Source organism: Vibrio brasiliensis LMG 20546 (assembly GCF_000189255.1).
Classification (GTDB): domain Bacteria; phylum Pseudomonadota; class Gammaproteobacteria; order Enterobacterales; family Vibrionaceae; genus Vibrio; species Vibrio brasiliensis.
In genome coordinates, this window is the sequence record NZ_AEVS01000071.1 from 24,503 (window position 1) to 40,440 (window position 15,938).

Consider the following 15,938-nt stretch of genomic DNA (forward strand, 5'->3'; position numbering starts at 1 on the left):
CTTGGGTTTTCTATCCATAAATATGCTTAATTAACAGTGTATTAGCACTGAAAATATATTGACCACTATCAAGTTCAACAACGATTATCCAATTCAAATTGTTGAAGCTGGCACAAACTCACAGCTTAGAAATCAAGCGGCTGGTTAAGCTTGATTTACCTACTTCGTTTGCTAATTCTTGGCCCAGACCGAAAACACAACGGAAAATCCAATAATGAAAAAAGTTCTACTCCCTACTTTGATTGCTGCCCTTTTCACTTCCCCTGCTTTTGCATTGAGTGACGCCGAGTTACAAAACGCAATGGCTAAAAAACTGGAAGTGCAGTTAGAGAATAAAGAAGCCGCTGAATACACCGCGGAGTTCATTATGAATAACCTGCTGACCTGGAAAGGTGAAGAGCTGCCTCTCGATCAGGCCGACAGTATTCTGGCCTACGCATTTGGTAACCGCCTACTGGAAAATGGTAACCAGATCCCAGGGCCAATGAATGAAGCATTAGCAGATACTGTGGTCGAGATTTATCAACAGACCGGTAAACCTGTCTACGCACAATGGGAAATCGCTCAATCTATTGGCGATCGCATTCCAACCAAAGATCTTCACTCGATTAACCCAATTATTGCTAAGGATGGCTCTCTGACTTACCTCAGCACTATAGATGTTGCGGAAACTGCGGTCGAATTATCCGGCGGCAACTTAGGTAAAACGGTTGTAGTTGGCTTTTATGAACACAGCCTGCGTACCATCAATACCTCGAAAGACTTTGGCATTGATGCCTACGCACCTGCCGGTATCGAACTTCCTCATGACTATGATGCTCAATCAGGTCAGGCATGGACTCGCGATGTTAAGACATTCATCATGCACGAAGTAAGAAACCGTGGTACTAACGAGCGAACGCGCTTAATCGATGAAGCGTTGAGAGAACAAAAATAATCGAGTGTTTAAAAACTGACTTAAATCCTTGGGGAGCGCTGGTCGCTCCCCTTTTTTCTCATCCTATAGATGGGAATGAATCGGCAATTAATTCATCACCAACATCCATATCAACGGGTCTTTCCCCAACCTCTTGCCTATCTTGCGCTCAATCATTTACACCTAGTTAGAAACAAATTTTCAACGTATTTGAAAAATAATCAAATTAAGTTGAAAAAGAGATTCCAATCACATTTTATTCAGTTATAATTCGCGCCCATTGCGCTTTATGTTGATAAACGCAAACTTAATTTGAAAAAATAGTCTGTTAACCGATCCTCTTTTTTGAGGACAACTGAGAAGAAAAATGAGCAAGATTGATAAAGCTATGCGCATCCTGCTAGCAGGATTCTGTATCAACCTTTGTCTTGGCATCCTGTATGCTTGGAGTGTATTCAACAAAGCACTAGTGACTGAATCTGGTTGGAGCGCAGCTGAAGCTTCAGCACCTTACGCGACAGCGACCATCACTTTCTCTATCTGTCTTCTGGTTGCAGGTATTCTTCAAGACCGTATGGGTCCACGCCTTATCCTTATCCTTGGTACAGTTCTGACTGGCCTGGGTATGATCGCGTCTGGCTTCGTTGATTCACCGCTAATGCTAAACATCACCTTTGGTGTGATTACTGGTGCAGGTATCGGCTTTGGTTACGCATGTCTTTCTCCTTCAGCAATGAAGTGGTTCCACTCATCTAAGAAAGGTATGGTTAACGGCATCATCGCAGCTGGCTTTGGTCTGGCAGCTATTTATCTTGCTCCTGTAACTTCAGCGCTGATTGACAGCATGGGCATCCAAACCAGCTTCATGGTTCTTGGTGTTGGTATTCTTGCTATCGCGGTACCGCTAGCAGCAACAATCAACAACCCACCAGCTGACTACACTCCAGCTGAACCAAAAGTAAAAGAAGGCCAAGCGCCTAAAGCAGTGAAAAAGTCTGATGATCTGACTTGGAAAGCGATGCTGAAAACGCCTCAGTTCTACTCTCTTTGGATCATGTACGCTTTCGCAGCTTCTGTTGGCCTAATGATCATTGGTAACATTACTACTATCGCAAGTGTTCAGGCTAACCTGCCAAACGCAGTTTACCTGGCTTCTATCCTGGCGGTATTTAACTCAGGCGGTCGTGTTGCTGCAGGTATGCTTGCTGATAAAATTGGTGGTGTTCGCACTCTGCTTCTTGCGTTTGTATTGCAAGGCATCAACATGGTTCTGTTTGCTACATTCAAAACAGAGTTCACGCTAATCATTGGTACAGCGATCGCTGCGGTAGGTTACGGCACACTTCTAGCTGTATTCCCTACTCTGACTGCAGAATTCTACGGCCTGAAAAACTACGGTACTAACTACGGTGTTCTTTACACAGCATGGGGTATCGGCGGCGCAATTGGTGCAGCAGTAGTTGGTTTCTCTATGACTAACGGTGAAGGCTATACTCTGGCTTACACTATCTCAGCAGTAATGATGGCGGTATGTATCGTACTTTCATTCATCACTAAGCCACTGTCTGAAGCAAAGATTGCTCAACTAAAACACGCTTAATAGATTGAATTGCTGATAAAAAGGCTTAACCTTAGGGTTAAGCCTTTTTTGTATTGATTCGTCATGTCCCAGCCTATAGAACTCGCCGCAGACTATTACCTGAGTAACTTTCACAAGCTCACAGAACACGCGTTAGAATGGTACCCAGATTTGCTCACCGACAGTGAGCTGCGGTGGTTACATGGCTTTGAACAACTTAGTCGCGATGCTCAATGTCTATTGGTCAGATTACTGTCTCGTAAAGGTCAGTGGTTCCGTTCAGATAAACTGCGTTATGAGGAAATCTCAGATATCGATTCAGCCCTCGATTTGCTGAATGAGAGCGAATTTATTTCACTCGATCCTGTTATCAGCGAGAAGCAACTTGCGCTTCACCTGTTAACTAAAGGCGAGACTCAGCAACTATTTAGCATCTCAAATAAAAATCTGCGTAAAGAGCAGATGGTCAATGAAGTAAGCGATAACTGCTTCACTCTGTTTAGCCAACTCCCCTACCGGCTTATAGAGCTACGCCAACCAAACGTCATCGATGTTCTGTTAACGCTTTTTTTTGCCAACACTCATCAGGACCTGAGCCAGTTTGTTCTTGATGACCTCGGCTTACACCAGTTTGAACAGTACCAATTGAGTAAAGCTCGCCGCTTCTTTGGTGATCGCCAGCAAGTGGAGCAGTTACTGCAGCTGTCTCAGATTCAATCTGAATACGTCCAGTCAGATCGTAAACAGAGTCACAATCTAATCTCACTGCTCGAACTACTGCCTGACGTGGTTTCCCATCCGTATATTGAGCGTAAACGCCAACATTTGATTAATGACCTGGCGAGAGACCTAGAGCGATTAGGATTGCTGACAGAGTGCCTTGAATGGTTTAGCAAGACCGAACTGCCTCCTTCACGAGAAAGACAAGCACGAGTTTTCGATAAACTTGATAATATTACCGCCATGAGTGACGTTGTCACTAAAATACTTACTCAGCCTTATGACATCAGCGAGCTAGAAGTTGCCGAAAAACTAGCGCAGAGAGTCAAACGTAAGCTTGGTCAGCGTGTACCGCGTACCACCAAGCCGAAGGTTTCCGAGTACCATTTACAACTCGACTTAAGCCAACATAGGGTTGAGCTGGCTGTTCAACACCATTTTGAACAATTGGGCTATCGCGTCTTCTATGCCGAGAACAGTGTGCTCAACGGGCTGTTTGGCCTCGCTTTCTGGCACACTATCTTTTCTCCCGTTGAAGGGGCTTTTATTAACCAGTATCAGCACCGCCCTCTCGACCTCTATCACAGCGACTTTATGACCAAGCGCCAAAGCGATATTGATACCATCTTAGCGGATATCGCCAATAACGGCCTGAGCCACCTTAAACAGGTATATCAACAAAAGTTTGGCATCAGCAATCCGTTTGTTCACTGGCAAGGCTTCACTCTGCCACTGCTAGAGGAGTGCATTGAATCAATACCAAACCATTTGCTGGTCGACTTGTTCAAAGTCATGCTGTCTGATCTTAAGATTTACCGGAATGGTATGCCTGACCTGATCCTATTCAAAGATGGGGAGTTTGAATGGGTCGAAGTGAAAGGTCCGGGAGATAAACTTCAGGACAACCAATGGCGATGGATTAGTCACTTCAAGCGACTAAAGGTACCTTTTTCAGTTGCATATGTCATTGCAACTTAGCGTCGCTTTCGAGACAAATATCCGCCAAACAACATCAATTTGACCATTTTGCTGCATGTTTTATTTGCCAAGTTGACAACCTTCTGCTGCAATTAAGCCATTATTGATTGAGTACCAGTATCCAGATGAATTTACGTACATTTTTCATGTTTGCTGTCGTGTTAACCTTTGCTGGTTGTGCGACCTACGCAGGGCTTAACTATGACCAGCTATTCGGTGAAGCAAACGTACAGGAACGTCGAAGTGATCTAGCCAGCGCAGACAGTGACTTCTTTCTAGAGGAAGTAAAACCGATTATCGATAATCGTTGTGTGGTCTGTCATGCATGTTATGACGCTCCCTGTCAGCTGAAACTCTCTTCGGTTGAAGGTATCGACCGAGGTTCTAGTAAAGAGTTGATCTATCAGGGCACCCGCCTTACCGCAGCGACACCTCATCGTCTGTTTGAAGACGCGCAGACCACTGAGCAATGGCGTGAACTCGGCTTTCATCCGGTACTTAATGAACGCGTGCAAAACCCGACGGCTAACCTTGAAGCTGGCTTAATCGCTCGCATGCTGGCGCAGAAAGAGGCTCACCCTCTTCCTGATCAGAAGCAACTCGAAGGTTTCGACTTTTCGATTGACCGTACTCAGGTATGTCCAACCATCGAAGAGTATGATCAATACCTGGCTGATTACCCAACCTGGGGCATGCCTTACGGTATGCCTAACCTGAGTTCTAATGAGTACTCGACCCTGACCACATGGTTGCAAAACGGAGCAATCATGAACAAAGCCCTTCCTTTAACAGATGAGCAGGCGCGCTTGGTTTCAGAATATGAACAACTGCTCAACAAGAGTCCGCGTAAGGTGCAGTTAACTGCTCGCTATATCTACGAGCACTTATTCCTGTCACACCTCTACTTTTCAGACCTTAACGAGCCGACACCAAGATTCTTTACTCTGGTGCGCTCAACAACACCGCCTGGTCAACCTGTGCAGCGCATTGCAACTCGACGTCCATACGACGACCCAGGGGTTAAGCGTGTCTACTACCGCCTGATCCCTGAGCAAGGCACGATCGTTGATAAAACCCACATGCCTTTTGCACTTAACGAGCAACGTATGCGAGACTGGAAAGAGTGGTTTATCGACGCAGACTATAGCGTTGCAAAGCTCCCTAGCTACGATGTCGAAGTTGCCGCTAACCCTATGACTGCGTTTATCGACCTGCCAGTAAAAGCACGTTTTAAATTCATGCTCGATAACTCACAAAACACCATTAACGCCTTTATTAAAGGGCCTGTGTGTCGTGGTCAATTAGCACTTAACGTGATCAACGACCGCTTCTGGGTATTCTTCCTCGACCCAGACAAAGCGGATCTACCCGAAGTGAATGAGTTTTATCGCTCTCAGGCTGACAACCTAAAGCTACCTGGCGAGCTAGAAAGTAATACGCTGCCCGTAACAAACTGGGTCTCTTATTCACGTCAGCAGGCACGTTATCTCGAAGCAAAGTCCAACTTTATCAACCAATGGTTTGAAGGCGGTAAGTTCCTTACCACCGATATCATCTGGACAGGTAACGGGACTAACCCAAATGCGGCTCTTACCGTCTTCCGCCATTTTGACAGCGCGTCAGTGGTACAAGGCCTGGTCGGTAAGCCACCAAAAACCGCCTGGATTTTGGATTACGCTCTGATTGAACGTATTCACTATCTGTTGGTTGCTGGCTTTGATGTTTATGGTAACTTTGGCCACCAGCTGATGACCCGAATGTTTATGGACTTTTTACGTCTGGAAGGTGAAAGTAACTTTATCGCCCTGCTCCCTCAGGATGTCCGACATAAAGAGCAATCAAGCTGGTATCAGAACCAAAGTACGCAGCTTAGTGACTTTTTACAACGTAACGTTAAGCCGTTCGATCAGCCTACTCAAGTGCCATATCAGACCGATAACCCGAAAGCTGAGTTGTATGACATATTGCAAACTCAACTCTCACCGGTACTGAACAACCGCTATCAGATTGAGCAAACGGGCTTTAAACCTGCCAACGAGGCGTTACTGAGAAGCATCAACGATATCAAGGGTGATGGACTGATTGTCGTGCCGCAAATCATGATGATGATGATTGAGTCAACTCAGGGTGATGACCAGTTGTTTACCCTATTACACAATAACGCTCATACCAATATCTCGAGTTTGTTCGATGAAGAGAGCAATAGGGATCCCGCCAACGATGACCTGACGTTAGTTCGTGGAGTGATCGGTAGTTATCCTGCTGCGTATCTATCCCTTAAAGAAGATCAGATACCTCGATTACTAGAAATGTTGAAAAATATTCGCACTGAAGAGGACTACGTTAAGCTGTTGGATACCTTCGCAATTCGCCGTAGCTCTGAGCAGTTTTGGCCATTTAGCGACCGTGTTCACGCGTGGTATAAGGAAAATCAACCTATCGAATTTGGTCTTCTTGACTACAATAGATTTGAGAATAGGTAGAACCGTTCAATTGCGCAGACAACGCACACGGAGGTAACTATGGGTATTAACGATAGCATCAGAGCCTTGGAGCAACAGATCTATGTCGCTTGCTCAGAGGGTGATTACGACACGGTAAAAATGCTTGAGCATCAATTGGATAGCCTCAGAAATAAAGCTGAACATCCATTCGATGACGATCCATATGCTCCAGAAGGGAAATTATTCCCCGAAGATGACTGGTACTAGTAAATTTAAACGCCCCACTTCTTGTGGGGCGTTTTGTTATCGGCTTTTCAAACTATCTTTATTGATTTGATGTTTCTTCATCCTCAGATAAAGCTTTCGCCACCCTAGAGGGGCTGGTTTCAATTAACTTGTATCGGGTTTGCATTTCTACGTCGTCAGGCTCAACGAGATAACTTTTCAGTTGTGTAACACTAATGATTTATTAATAGTTTATTCCAACGAAACTGAGTAAAATCCACAACCACTGCATTTGACGTTATTTTTAACGTCACTAGTTGAGCAATTGCGCTTGCCTGACTTTAACCAAGTGTTCAAAGAGGATTTTATGCTGTCTGATATTGAGATCTGTCGCAACACAAAGCTATCACCTATTTCTGAAATCGCTCAACACGCTGGGCTGCACTCTAACGAATACCAAAGTCAGGGTGAACACAAAGCAAAAGTGAGCTTAACCTGCCTCAAGAGACTCTCTGCTAACCCTAGCGGAAAGTTGGTGCTGGTTACGGCGATTACCCCTACTCCTCTCGGTGAAGGCAAGACCGTAACCACAATCGGCCTTTCACAGGGCTTAGCTAAGCTCAATCGCTCAGTCATCGCCTGCATCAGACAACCATCGATGGGACCAGTTTTTGGTGTCAAAGGCGGCGCGGCTGGTGGCGGTTATTCTCAGGTTGCTCCTATGGAAGAGTTAAACCTGCACCTGACTGGCGATATACATGCAGTCACTGCTGCACATAACCTTGCCGCCGCAGCGATTGACGCGCGTATCTACCACGAACAACGATTGGGGTATAACGATTTTGAACAACGCAGCGGTTTAACCGCGTTGAAAATCGACCCACAAAGAGTGGTATGGAAGCGCGTCATGGACCACAACGACCGTGCCTTACGTATGGTGACCGTGGGTCAGAACGAAGCAGGTAAAACCATCAACGGTTTTGAGCGCAATGACGGTTTCGATATTTCCGCCGCCTCTGAACTGATGGCAATTCTTGCTTTAGCTTCAGACCTCAAAGATCTGCGTGATCGCATTGGAAGAATTGTCGTTGCCTATAACCTCGACGGGCAGCCAGTTACCACTGAAGATCTCCAAGTTGCAGGCGCCATGGCGGTCAGCATGAAAGAAGCCATTGAGCCAACCCTAATGCAAACCCTAGAGGGGGTGCCAACTCTGATTCACGCTGGCCCTTTTGCAAATATCGCGCATGGAAACTCTTCGATTATTGCCGATAACATTGCCACAAAACTTGCTGAATTTACGGTAACTGAAGGTGGCTTTGGTTCAGATATGGGCTTTGAGAAAGCATGTAACATCAAGGCTCAGGTTGCTGATAAACATCCTGACTGCGCAGTGATCGTTGCGACGTTACGCGGTCTTAAAGCGAACTCTGGTCAGTACGACTTAAAACCAGGTCAGGCAATCCCTGACAGCATTTACCGCGAAGACAATCATGCACTGCTCGCCGGATTTGAAAACCTCAAATGGCACATCAACAATGTCAATAAATACGGCATTCCAGCCGTTGTTGCGATTAACCGTTTCCCGCAAGATAGCGACGCCGAGTTACAAGCACTTAAGTCATTAGTTGAAGCATTGCCCAACGATGTAGAAGTTGCCATCAGCCAAGGCTTTAGCCAGGGTGGAACTGGCGCTATTGAGTTGGCAGAGAAAGTGGTCTCTCAGTGCGAGAAGCCATCACAGTTCACACCTTTGTACCGCTTTGAACAGGCGACAGAGGAGAAGTTGATGGCGGTGGCTGAAGCCGGTTATGGCGCCGCAAGTCTGACTCTCAGTGACACAGCCAGACAGCAATTGGACCAACTCAAACAGCACGGCTTTGATGATCTGGCGGTCTGTTTAGCGAAGACGCCTCTGTCTATCTCAACCGATGCAAGCATCAAGGGCGCACCAGCGAATTTTGATGTACCCGTCAGAGAACTGAGATTATGTGCGGGCGCCGGATTTATCTACGCCTTGTGCGGTAATGTTATGACCATGCCAGGGCTACCAGAGAAACCTGCTTTTATGAATCTGGACATTGACCAGGATGGACGCATCATAGGTCTTAGTTAGAGGCAGTTGCCAGAGGTTGTCCCCATATTTCTATAGGCTAAGTTATTAAAACTTAGCCTATTTTGTTTTCATTCCTGTCAACTCACCATGAAGTTCCGGCCAAGATCATGTACCATTGATTCATCACTCCCAAAGACCGGATGTATTCATGGAAGCAGAGTTACTGGAAATCAAAAATTTCCTTTCCCAACACCCACCTTTTGATGAGCTTGAGGATGATGTCCTTAACTATGTCACCAAGCATGTCGAAATCTCTTACTATCGTGAAGACACTCCTATCATCCACTTTGGTGATGAAATTCATGATTTGTTTATGGTTCGTAGTGGCGTCGTTGAAGTTTATCGCCGTAAAGGCGAACTCTATAACCGTCTCGATGAAGGGGCGTTATTTGGTCAGATGGGCCTGCTGACGAACAACAAAGTCCGATTCCCGGCTAAAGCGATCAAAGATAGCCTGCTCTACTGCATTCCTGAGAACGTCTTTCAAGAGTTGTATGATAAGCACGAATCGTTTGCTGACTTTGTTGAGGTAGAAGATAACGCTCGCTTACGTCAAACCGTCTCTAACAGCAATGAACAGAATGACCTCACCACGTCCAAGGTTCGTACCCTACTGACCGGTGAGGCTCCGTCGATTCCGAAAACTGAGTCGATCCAAAACGCGGCGATTAAAATGGCGGAGGAAAATGTCTCTTCGCTACTCATTATTGATCCTGAAGTCGCGGATGATGACGAGGACGACAACAGTCCGCTGGTTGGGATTATCACTGACCGTGACTTATGTACTCGCGTGCTCGCTCAGGGCCTCGATCCTAGCGACGATGTAGCGAGTGTCATGACCACCGAGGTCATCTCACTCGATCACAATGCCTATGTTTATGAAGCCATGCTAACCATGCTGCGTTATAACGTTCACCATCTGCCAGTTCTGAAAGATAAACAACCAATCGGGATTATAGAGGCAACCGATATTGTTCGTTACGAGTCGCAAAACTCGCTGTTGCTGGTAAGTAGTATCTTCCAACAACAATCGATAGATGAACTGGCAACGTTGTCTGAGCAAGTTAAAGACAGCTTTGTTCGTTTGGTCAACGAAGACGCTAACTCACACATGGTTGGCAGTGCGATGTCAGTGATTGGACGCAGCTTCAAACAACGTATTATCGAACTAGCGGAAGAAGAACTTGGTGAACCACCAGTACCCTACTGCTTTGTCGCTTTAGGCTCGATGGGACGTGACGAGCAGTTGCTGGTCACCGATCAGGACAATGCTATCATTCTCGACAATACCTTCGTCAAAGAAGAGCATGACCATTACTTTGCCGAACTGTCTAAACGGGTATGTGACGGCTTGGACAAGTGTGGCTACACCTACTGTACCGGCGACATCATGGCGACCAATCCAGATTGGCGTATGACCCGAACGGAATGGGAAGAGTGCTTTGCCGACTGGATCGATGATCCTAATCCTAAAGCTCTGCTCAATGCGTCAATCTTCTTTGACCTGGACGGCGTGTATGGTCGCCTGAAGTGGGCCGAGCAACTTAACGGGTTTATCGTTCGTCGTGCGCGTAAAAATAACCGCTTCCTTGCCTGTTTAGCTCGCAATGCGATGAACCGTACTCCACCACTTGGTTTCTTTAAAGACTTTGTGATGGAAAAAGATGGTCAACACAAGAACTCGATTAACCTCAAACGCCGCGGAACCGCTCCGCTAGCCGATTTGATTCGTGTTCATGCCCTCGCTGTGGGCTCACGTTCGAAAAACTCCTTTGAACGTCTCGATGATATTCATGAAGCGGGAATTCTGCCCAAAGGTAAAGCAAGGGATCTCAGTGACGCACTTGAATTCATCTCAATGGTTCGCATTCGACATCAAGCTTTAGATGTCGAAAATGAGATCGACCCGGATAACAACATCGAGCCAGAAAACTTGTCAGATTTTGAGCGACGTAACCTTAAGGACGCATTCCAGATCTTAAGCAATGCGCAAAATTTCCTTAAGTTCCGCTACCAAGCAAGCAATAATTTTAAGTGAGGCAACAATGTTAAATAAACTTCTGTCGCCTCCCTCAATTGACTGGCCCACAAAGTTTGCCCGCAAGCTGGATGTAGTCAGTGATCCCGCATTGGCGCAGTACTATACAGCAGGTCTCCCTGATCCGAAGACGCCACTCGAAGAGGTGATGTTTTTGGCCATGGACTTCGAGACTACTGGCTTGAGTTCAGATGACGATGACATCATCACCATAGGTACGGTGCCGTTTAACCTCAATCGTATTTATATCAATCAGGCTCAGCACTGGACGGTCAAGCCGCGCAAGCAACTGGCTGAAGACTCGGTGGTGATTCATGGTATTACACACTCAGATGTGCTGGATGCACCCGATCTTTCCGGCATTTATCAGCAGGTACTCGAGCAGATGGCTGGTAAGATCATGGTGGTTCATTACCAGCGTATTGAAAGAGAGTTTTTTGACAAAGCACTGATGGCAAGGATTAAAGAGGGTATTGAGTTTCCGGTTGTTGATACCATGCAGATAGAAACAACCCTGCAGCAGAAACTCAAAGGAGGAATTCTCAACAAGATCCGTGGCCGCAAACCGGAATCCGTCAGACTAGGTGCCAGCCGAGCGCGCTATGGCTTACCGCTTTATACTCCCCATCATGCGTTGACAGATGCAGTCGCCACCGCAGAGCTGTTACAAGCTCAAATAGCCCATCACTATGAGCGTAGTCTGCCTATCGGTCAGCTATGGGTTTAGTCAGCTGACTTATCGAGTTCTCATGCAAGGACAAAGCCCCCACTTAAGGGGGCTTTGTTAATGATTCGACCCAAAGTCTCTATATCGATCGCAGCTCAGAGATCGCCTGTTGTAATAAAAATGCCCCTTCACTTGTCAACGTCCAGCCAAACAGACCAATGTTTAACACCAGAGTCGACCAGAACAAAAACTTAAAGCCAATGTCATGGTACTTGTGGTGCATAATCGATTGAGCCAGCAACGCCCCTATCCAGCCACCAAACAAGTTCATAATATGGAACACAATCTCAGGGACACGCCAACCACCTGTCATCATTGCATGTCTGTCCAAAGCATACATACAGTAGGTAGCAAGACTCGCGGCAAAATAGAACACACAAGAGATGACTGGAAAATCAAGCAGAACGACACTGCCGACCAAAGCACTGGTAAACCAAACCGCTATCGCTAAGGAGAAGTTAAATACTATCGGTCTGGTGACATCAACCGCTCGCATTGCCCCATTACTGTCAGAACCGAGACGAAATACAACCGGTTCACTCACACACGGTAACTGAGAGTTATTCTCCAGATCACTGATATGAAAGAGAATCTGCGTATCTTGATTTTCTACAGAAATATAGCCATAACCTTTGCTCTGGTCCCATTGAGCAATAGTTCCTTGTATTGACATGATTGGTCCCTTACCTAGCCTGAAGTTGTAATAAGCCTATAATTATTATCGCGTTATCATTAGCTATAGCACACATATTACACAACACACATATAAGTACCCAGTTTGGTGCAAAAGTTTGATCCAGAACACTACTGACATGTTCTGACACTCGTTTCGCTTATTGTTATTTCGAACTTAACAACAAACCCAATAAGGAATACGACTATGAAAAGCGTGATTGAAATTGTTCGCTTCAAACTGCTAGAAAACGCAACTGCTGACCAACTGATCGCCGCCAGCGAGCAGAGCCAGAAATTCGTTTCATCACTTGAAGGTTTTGAGTATCGCTCTCTGAGTTACGATAACGACTCTGACACCTGGACAGACGTGGTTTATTGGGATTCGATGGATAATGCGAAATCAGCTGGCGAAAAGTTTATGGCTTGTGAAGATTGCCAGCCGCTGATGGCGCTGATTGACCCTGAGTCGGTAATCATGCAACATCAATCGATTAAGATGTGCGACCTTGCAGCCAAATATCAGTAATCTAGACGATTAACATACCAGGAAGCCCATTCAGGCTTCCTTGTTACATTATCAGCTTTAGGAACAAAAGTGAGCAAATCAGAACGACTGTTTGAGCTATTGACCCTACTTCGCTCCAAGCGCTATGCCGTCACTGCTGCGCAACTCGCACAATGGATGGAAGTAAGTGAAAGGACCATCTATCGGGATATCCAGTCACTGATCAATTCCGGGGTTCCCATACATGGAGAAGCCGGCGTAGGTTACATGCTTCAGGCTGGTTCTCACTTACCGCCACTGATGTTTACTGAACAAGAGATGGTCGCGCTTGAACTAGGAATGCGTATGGTCAGAGCCTGGTCTGACGATGAGCTAGCACAGGCATCAAGAACCGCGTCAGCTAAGATTTTATCTGTCCTGCCAGATAAGCTGAAACAACAAGTGGAAAGTTTTCCAATCTTTGTACCAGAGATCCACTCTTCTTCTGAAACAGCGACCCGCGGAAAAATGTTGCGCCACGCGACCGACGCAAAGCTGAAAATCGAGATAGAGTACGCCGATCAGAAAGGAGCGAAGACCAGCCGACGGTTACAGCCCCTCGGGCAGATTTTCTGGGGAAAAGTTTGGACTCTGGTTGCCTGGTGTGAACTAAGAAATGACTATCGACACTTTCGTATCGATAGGATTGAGAAGCTGACAATAAGTGACGAAAAGTTCGAGACATCCTCAAATAAATGCCTCGAACACTACATCAAGATGCACGCACCTGATGCGTAGTAGTAGGCTACTTCATCACAGTCGGTGAGATATTGAGAGCAATCCGGCAGCCATACATATCAGCCTCAACATCAAACTCAACCAGTTCATTGATGTGTGCTTCAGAAGCATAGGCACGCATATCTCTGACATGGAAAAAAACTTTGTCATCACTACTTTCGTCTTCGATAAAGCCGTAGCCGTGTTTCGCATCTAAATCGATAATTTTTCCGAGGACTGACATATCACTTTCTCTCATCTTATCCGTAATTAAAGTTTGTTACTGATAAGCGAGTAAGATCGATCACTTTATGCGAACAGTATGTCTTTCAACTGATGCAAACAGTTCACTGTGTAATGTGGGGCGATATTAGAGTCAGCTTCTGCGCCAATGCTATTCAGCCAACAGGTTTCAATGCCGAAGTTGAGACCACCAAGAATATCAGAGTGCTGGTTATCACCGACCATCAACACTTTGCTTTTGCATGGAAAGCCCATCTTTTCTAGCGCGTGGCTAAAGATAGCAGCGTCTGGTTTCGCAACGCCAACCTGCTCTGAAATCACCACATGCTCGAAATACTGGCTCATTCCGGTTCTTTCTAAACGGATTGCCTGTAACTCTGTAAAACCGTTAGTGATGATACCCATCTTCGCTTTACCATGCACCGCTTCCATTAGCTCTTTTGCACCAGGAAGCAGAGTACAGATGTCGGCCATTGCCTCTAAGAATGCACTATTTAGCTCAGATGTCGTGGTGTTCAACTTATCTGCCCACTCTTGGAAGCGGGTATGCTTAAGCTCATGGGCTGTAATGGTACCGTTCTGGTAATCCACCCACAGCGGTTTATTCACTGTTTGGTAGTGGTCAAAATCTTGCTGGGTAAACTCAACGCCTTTGCGCGAGAACATAAGCTGCATCCCTTTAAAGGCGTCAAAGTGGAACAGGGTTTCGTCAGCATCGAACAAGATCCAATCGTATTTCATTTATCTCTCCTCAAAACAACAGCGACAGTGTAGATTGTTTTCAATAAGATGATAATCTCTTAGTTAAGAAATTCATTGTTTACCAGAGCTCAACTATGCAAGCTTTCTCTTCTATCCCCGTCTTTGTTTCTGTCGTCGAGAGTGGCAGTTTTTCCGCTGCAGCTGACAAGCTCAATATCACCAAATCAGCAGTCAGCAAACGGATAACGCACTTAGAAGAAGAACTCGGTATTCGATTAATCAATCGCACCACGCGAAAACTGAGTTTAACCGAAGCGGGTCATCGCTACTATGAGTATGTTGCTCAGTCCCTTAACCTCGCTCAGCAGGGCATTGATGCAGTCAGCGAGTTACAAGGGCAACCACGTGGAAAGTTGAGAGTAACAGCACCAATGTCTTTTGGTGTTCTTCATGTTGCGCCTTTGATTGCGGAGTTTCTTGAGCTCTATCCAGATGTCGAAATCGACCTGCAGCTCGAAGACCAAATGGTCGATCTGGTCCAAGAGAGCTTCGACATAGGCATCCGCATCGGTCACCTCCCCGTCTCTAACCTGGTGGCAAAACGCCTGGCTCCGTGTTTAAGCGTTCTGTGTGCTTCACCAGGCTACGTTGAGAGATACGGAGTACCGCAGCAACCCAGCGATTTGTCTCAGCATAGCTGTCTGCAATACAGCTATTATCGCGGTGGTACGGAATGGAGTTTGAACTCGGCAGGAAACGAGTATCGAGTGGTGCCTAAAGGGCCCCTGTCGGTCAACAATAGTGAAGCCATTCGCCGTGCAGTACTAGAAGGTGCAGGTATAGGAAACCTGCCGACATTTATTGTCGCTAAGGACATTCAGGCGGGCCGGCTGCAAGTGCTCCTTAATGATTATCACCTACCGAACCATGCTATTTATGCTGTCTTCCCACAACGTAAACATATGCCGCTGAAGGTACGTGCCTTTCTTGACTTTATCCATGAACGCCTTGGGACAGACACCCCTTACTGGGATAAGTTATGGCGCGATTAATGTGACTCCAAGCTCATATCTCTCATCCAGTGATAATTCCCGATTAGTTTATGACCTAAGACAATCTTTAGCCTCTGTAGTCCGGTCACAATCACTGTGTGATCAAGACTTCAGGAGTACTCTGAGATGAAACGATTTTTCCCTTCTAACATCATGCTGATCCCATTCGTGGTAAAACACTATTCTGAGGAACAACAAGAAGATAACCTCGACTCAGAGCAAGAGCCTGAGTCAAATAAGCCGCTTGAACTTGAAGAATGAG

The 15,938-nt window shown here is 46.1% G+C and carries 14 protein-coding genes and 2 pseudogenes; 13 read left to right on the forward strand and 3 right to left on the reverse strand.

All coding sequences use genetic code 11. From position 1 onward, the window contains the following. Positions 1–214: 214 nt before the first annotated feature. The 8 genes from RH46_RS11535 to RH46_RS11570 all read left to right on the forward strand — a co-directional run bounded on the left by RH46_RS11535 (position 215) and on the right by RH46_RS11570 (position 11,743). On the forward strand, positions 215–937 hold the full coding sequence (locus RH46_RS11535) for a hypothetical protein (protein ID WP_006879628.1): 723 nt from the start codon (positions 215–217) through the stop codon (positions 935–937). Positions 938–1,283: 346 nt separating this feature from the next. Continuing rightward, the gene (locus RH46_RS11540; protein ID WP_006879629.1) at positions 1,284–2,516 is read left to right on the forward strand and encodes an L-lactate MFS transporter; all 1,233 of its coding nucleotides are present in this window, start codon (positions 1,284–1,286) and stop codon (positions 2,514–2,516) included. 63 nt (positions 2,517–2,579) lie between these two features. Further along, the gene (locus RH46_RS11545; protein ID WP_006879630.1) at positions 2,580–4,193 is read left to right on the forward strand and encodes a VRR-NUC domain-containing protein; all 1,614 of its coding nucleotides are present in this window, start codon (positions 2,580–2,582) and stop codon (positions 4,191–4,193) included. A 125-nt stretch (positions 4,194–4,318) separates the two neighbouring features. Beyond that, entirely contained in the window at positions 4,319–6,676 is a 2,358-nt protein-coding gene (locus tag RH46_RS11550; RefSeq protein ID WP_006879631.1) for a fatty acid cis/trans isomerase, read from the forward strand. A 39-nt stretch (positions 6,677–6,715) separates the two neighbouring features. Next, positions 6,716–6,904, forward strand: a complete 189-nt coding sequence (locus RH46_RS11555) for a hypothetical protein (protein ID WP_006879632.1) — start codon at positions 6,716–6,718, stop codon at positions 6,902–6,904. Between the two features lie 325 nt (positions 6,905–7,229). Continuing rightward, positions 7,230–8,978, forward strand: coding sequence for a formate--tetrahydrofolate ligase (locus RH46_RS11560; protein ID WP_006879633.1), 1,749 nt, complete (start codon positions 7,230–7,232; stop codon positions 8,976–8,978). Positions 8,979–9,126: 148 nt separating this feature from the next. Continuing rightward, positions 9,127–11,016 (forward strand): DUF294 nucleotidyltransferase-like domain-containing protein, encoded by a 1,890-nt coding sequence (locus RH46_RS11565; protein ID WP_006879634.1) that lies wholly within the window; start codon positions 9,127–9,129, stop codon positions 11,014–11,016. A 7-nt stretch (positions 11,017–11,023) separates the two neighbouring features. Next, complete coding sequence (locus RH46_RS11570; protein ID WP_006879635.1) at positions 11,024–11,743, forward strand: 3'-5' exonuclease; 720 nt, start codon at positions 11,024–11,026, stop codon at positions 11,741–11,743. A gap of 79 nt (positions 11,744–11,822) precedes the next feature. Here RH46_RS11570 and RH46_RS11575 read toward each other — a convergent pair whose 3' ends face one another. After that, complete coding sequence (locus RH46_RS11575; protein WP_006879636.1) at positions 11,823–12,416, reverse strand: DUF1294 domain-containing protein; 594 nt, start codon at positions 12,414–12,416, stop codon at positions 11,823–11,825. Between the two features lie 207 nt (positions 12,417–12,623). On the opposite strand from RH46_RS11575, the gene RH46_RS11580 reads away from it, so the two are divergent. The 3 genes and pseudogenes from RH46_RS11580 to RH46_RS22615 form a co-directional block, all read left to right on the forward strand. Continuing rightward, complete coding sequence (locus RH46_RS11580) at positions 12,624–12,944, forward strand: hypothetical protein (RefSeq protein ID WP_006879637.1); 321 nt, start codon at positions 12,624–12,626, stop codon at positions 12,942–12,944. 69 nt (positions 12,945–13,013) lie between these two features. Next, a pseudogene (locus RH46_RS22610) lies at positions 13,014–13,178 on the forward strand (helix-turn-helix transcriptional regulator); the annotation flags it as partial. A gap of 312 nt (positions 13,179–13,490) precedes the next feature. Beyond that, positions 13,491–13,700 (forward strand): annotated as a pseudogene (locus RH46_RS22615) (helix-turn-helix transcriptional regulator); the annotation flags it as partial. A 7-nt stretch (positions 13,701–13,707) separates the two neighbouring features. Here the strand turns inward: RH46_RS22615 and RH46_RS11590 are convergent. Together RH46_RS11590 and yjjG are read right to left on the reverse strand one after the other, a co-directional pair. Then, positions 13,708–13,923: a cold shock domain-containing protein gene (locus RH46_RS11590; protein WP_006879639.1), complete on the reverse strand. Its 216-nt coding sequence runs from the start codon at positions 13,921–13,923 to the stop codon at positions 13,708–13,710. Positions 13,924–13,988: 65 nt separating this feature from the next. Continuing rightward, positions 13,989–14,663: a pyrimidine 5'-nucleotidase gene (gene yjjG, locus RH46_RS11595; RefSeq protein ID WP_006879640.1), complete on the reverse strand. Its 675-nt coding sequence runs from the start codon at positions 14,661–14,663 to the stop codon at positions 13,989–13,991. A gap of 95 nt (positions 14,664–14,758) precedes the next feature. Between yjjG and RH46_RS11600 the strand changes: the two genes are divergently transcribed. After that, positions 14,759–15,676 (forward strand): LysR family transcriptional regulator, encoded by a 918-nt coding sequence (locus tag RH46_RS11600; RefSeq protein WP_006879641.1) that lies wholly within the window; start codon positions 14,759–14,761, stop codon positions 15,674–15,676. 126 nt (positions 15,677–15,802) lie between these two features. Continuing rightward, positions 15,803–15,937, forward strand: a complete 135-nt coding sequence (locus tag RH46_RS22540; protein WP_006879642.1) for a hypothetical protein — start codon at positions 15,803–15,805, stop codon at positions 15,935–15,937. Position 15,938 lies beyond the last annotated feature (1 nt).

Bases quoted from the DNA above. Each gene is read 5' to 3' on its own strand.
- RH46_RS11535 (WP_006879628.1), top strand. From the start codon at position 215: ATGAAAAAAGTTCTACTCCCTACTTTGATTGCTGCCCTTTTCACTTCC.
- RH46_RS11540 (WP_006879629.1), top strand. From the start codon at position 1,284: ATGAGCAAGATTGATAAAGCTATGCGCATCCTGCTAGCAGGATTCTGT.
- RH46_RS11545 (WP_006879630.1), top strand. From the start codon at position 2,580: ATGTCCCAGCCTATAGAACTCGCCGCAGACTATTACCTGAGTAACTTT.
- RH46_RS11550 (WP_006879631.1), top strand. From the start codon at position 4,319: ATGAATTTACGTACATTTTTCATGTTTGCTGTCGTGTTAACCTTTGCT.
- RH46_RS11555 (WP_006879632.1), top strand. From the start codon at position 6,716: ATGGGTATTAACGATAGCATCAGAGCCTTGGAGCAACAGATCTATGTC.
- RH46_RS11560 (WP_006879633.1), top strand. From the start codon at position 7,230: ATGCTGTCTGATATTGAGATCTGTCGCAACACAAAGCTATCACCTATT.
- RH46_RS11565 (WP_006879634.1), top strand. From the start codon at position 9,127: ATGGAAGCAGAGTTACTGGAAATCAAAAATTTCCTTTCCCAACACCCA.
- RH46_RS11570 (WP_006879635.1), top strand. From the start codon at position 11,024: ATGTTAAATAAACTTCTGTCGCCTCCCTCAATTGACTGGCCCACAAAG.
- RH46_RS11575 (WP_006879636.1), bottom strand. From the start codon at position 12,416: ATGTCAATACAAGGAACTATTGCTCAATGGGACCAGAGCAAAGGTTAT.
- RH46_RS11580 (WP_006879637.1), top strand. From the start codon at position 12,624: ATGAAAAGCGTGATTGAAATTGTTCGCTTCAAACTGCTAGAAAACGCA.
- RH46_RS11590 (WP_006879639.1), bottom strand. From the start codon at position 13,923: ATGTCAGTCCTCGGAAAAATTATCGATTTAGATGCGAAACACGGCTAC.
- yjjG (WP_006879640.1), bottom strand. From the start codon at position 14,663: ATGAAATACGATTGGATCTTGTTCGATGCTGACGAAACCCTGTTCCAC.
- RH46_RS11600 (WP_006879641.1), top strand. From the start codon at position 14,759: ATGCAAGCTTTCTCTTCTATCCCCGTCTTTGTTTCTGTCGTCGAGAGT.
- RH46_RS22540 (WP_006879642.1), top strand. From the start codon at position 15,803: ATGAAACGATTTTTCCCTTCTAACATCATGCTGATCCCATTCGTGGTA.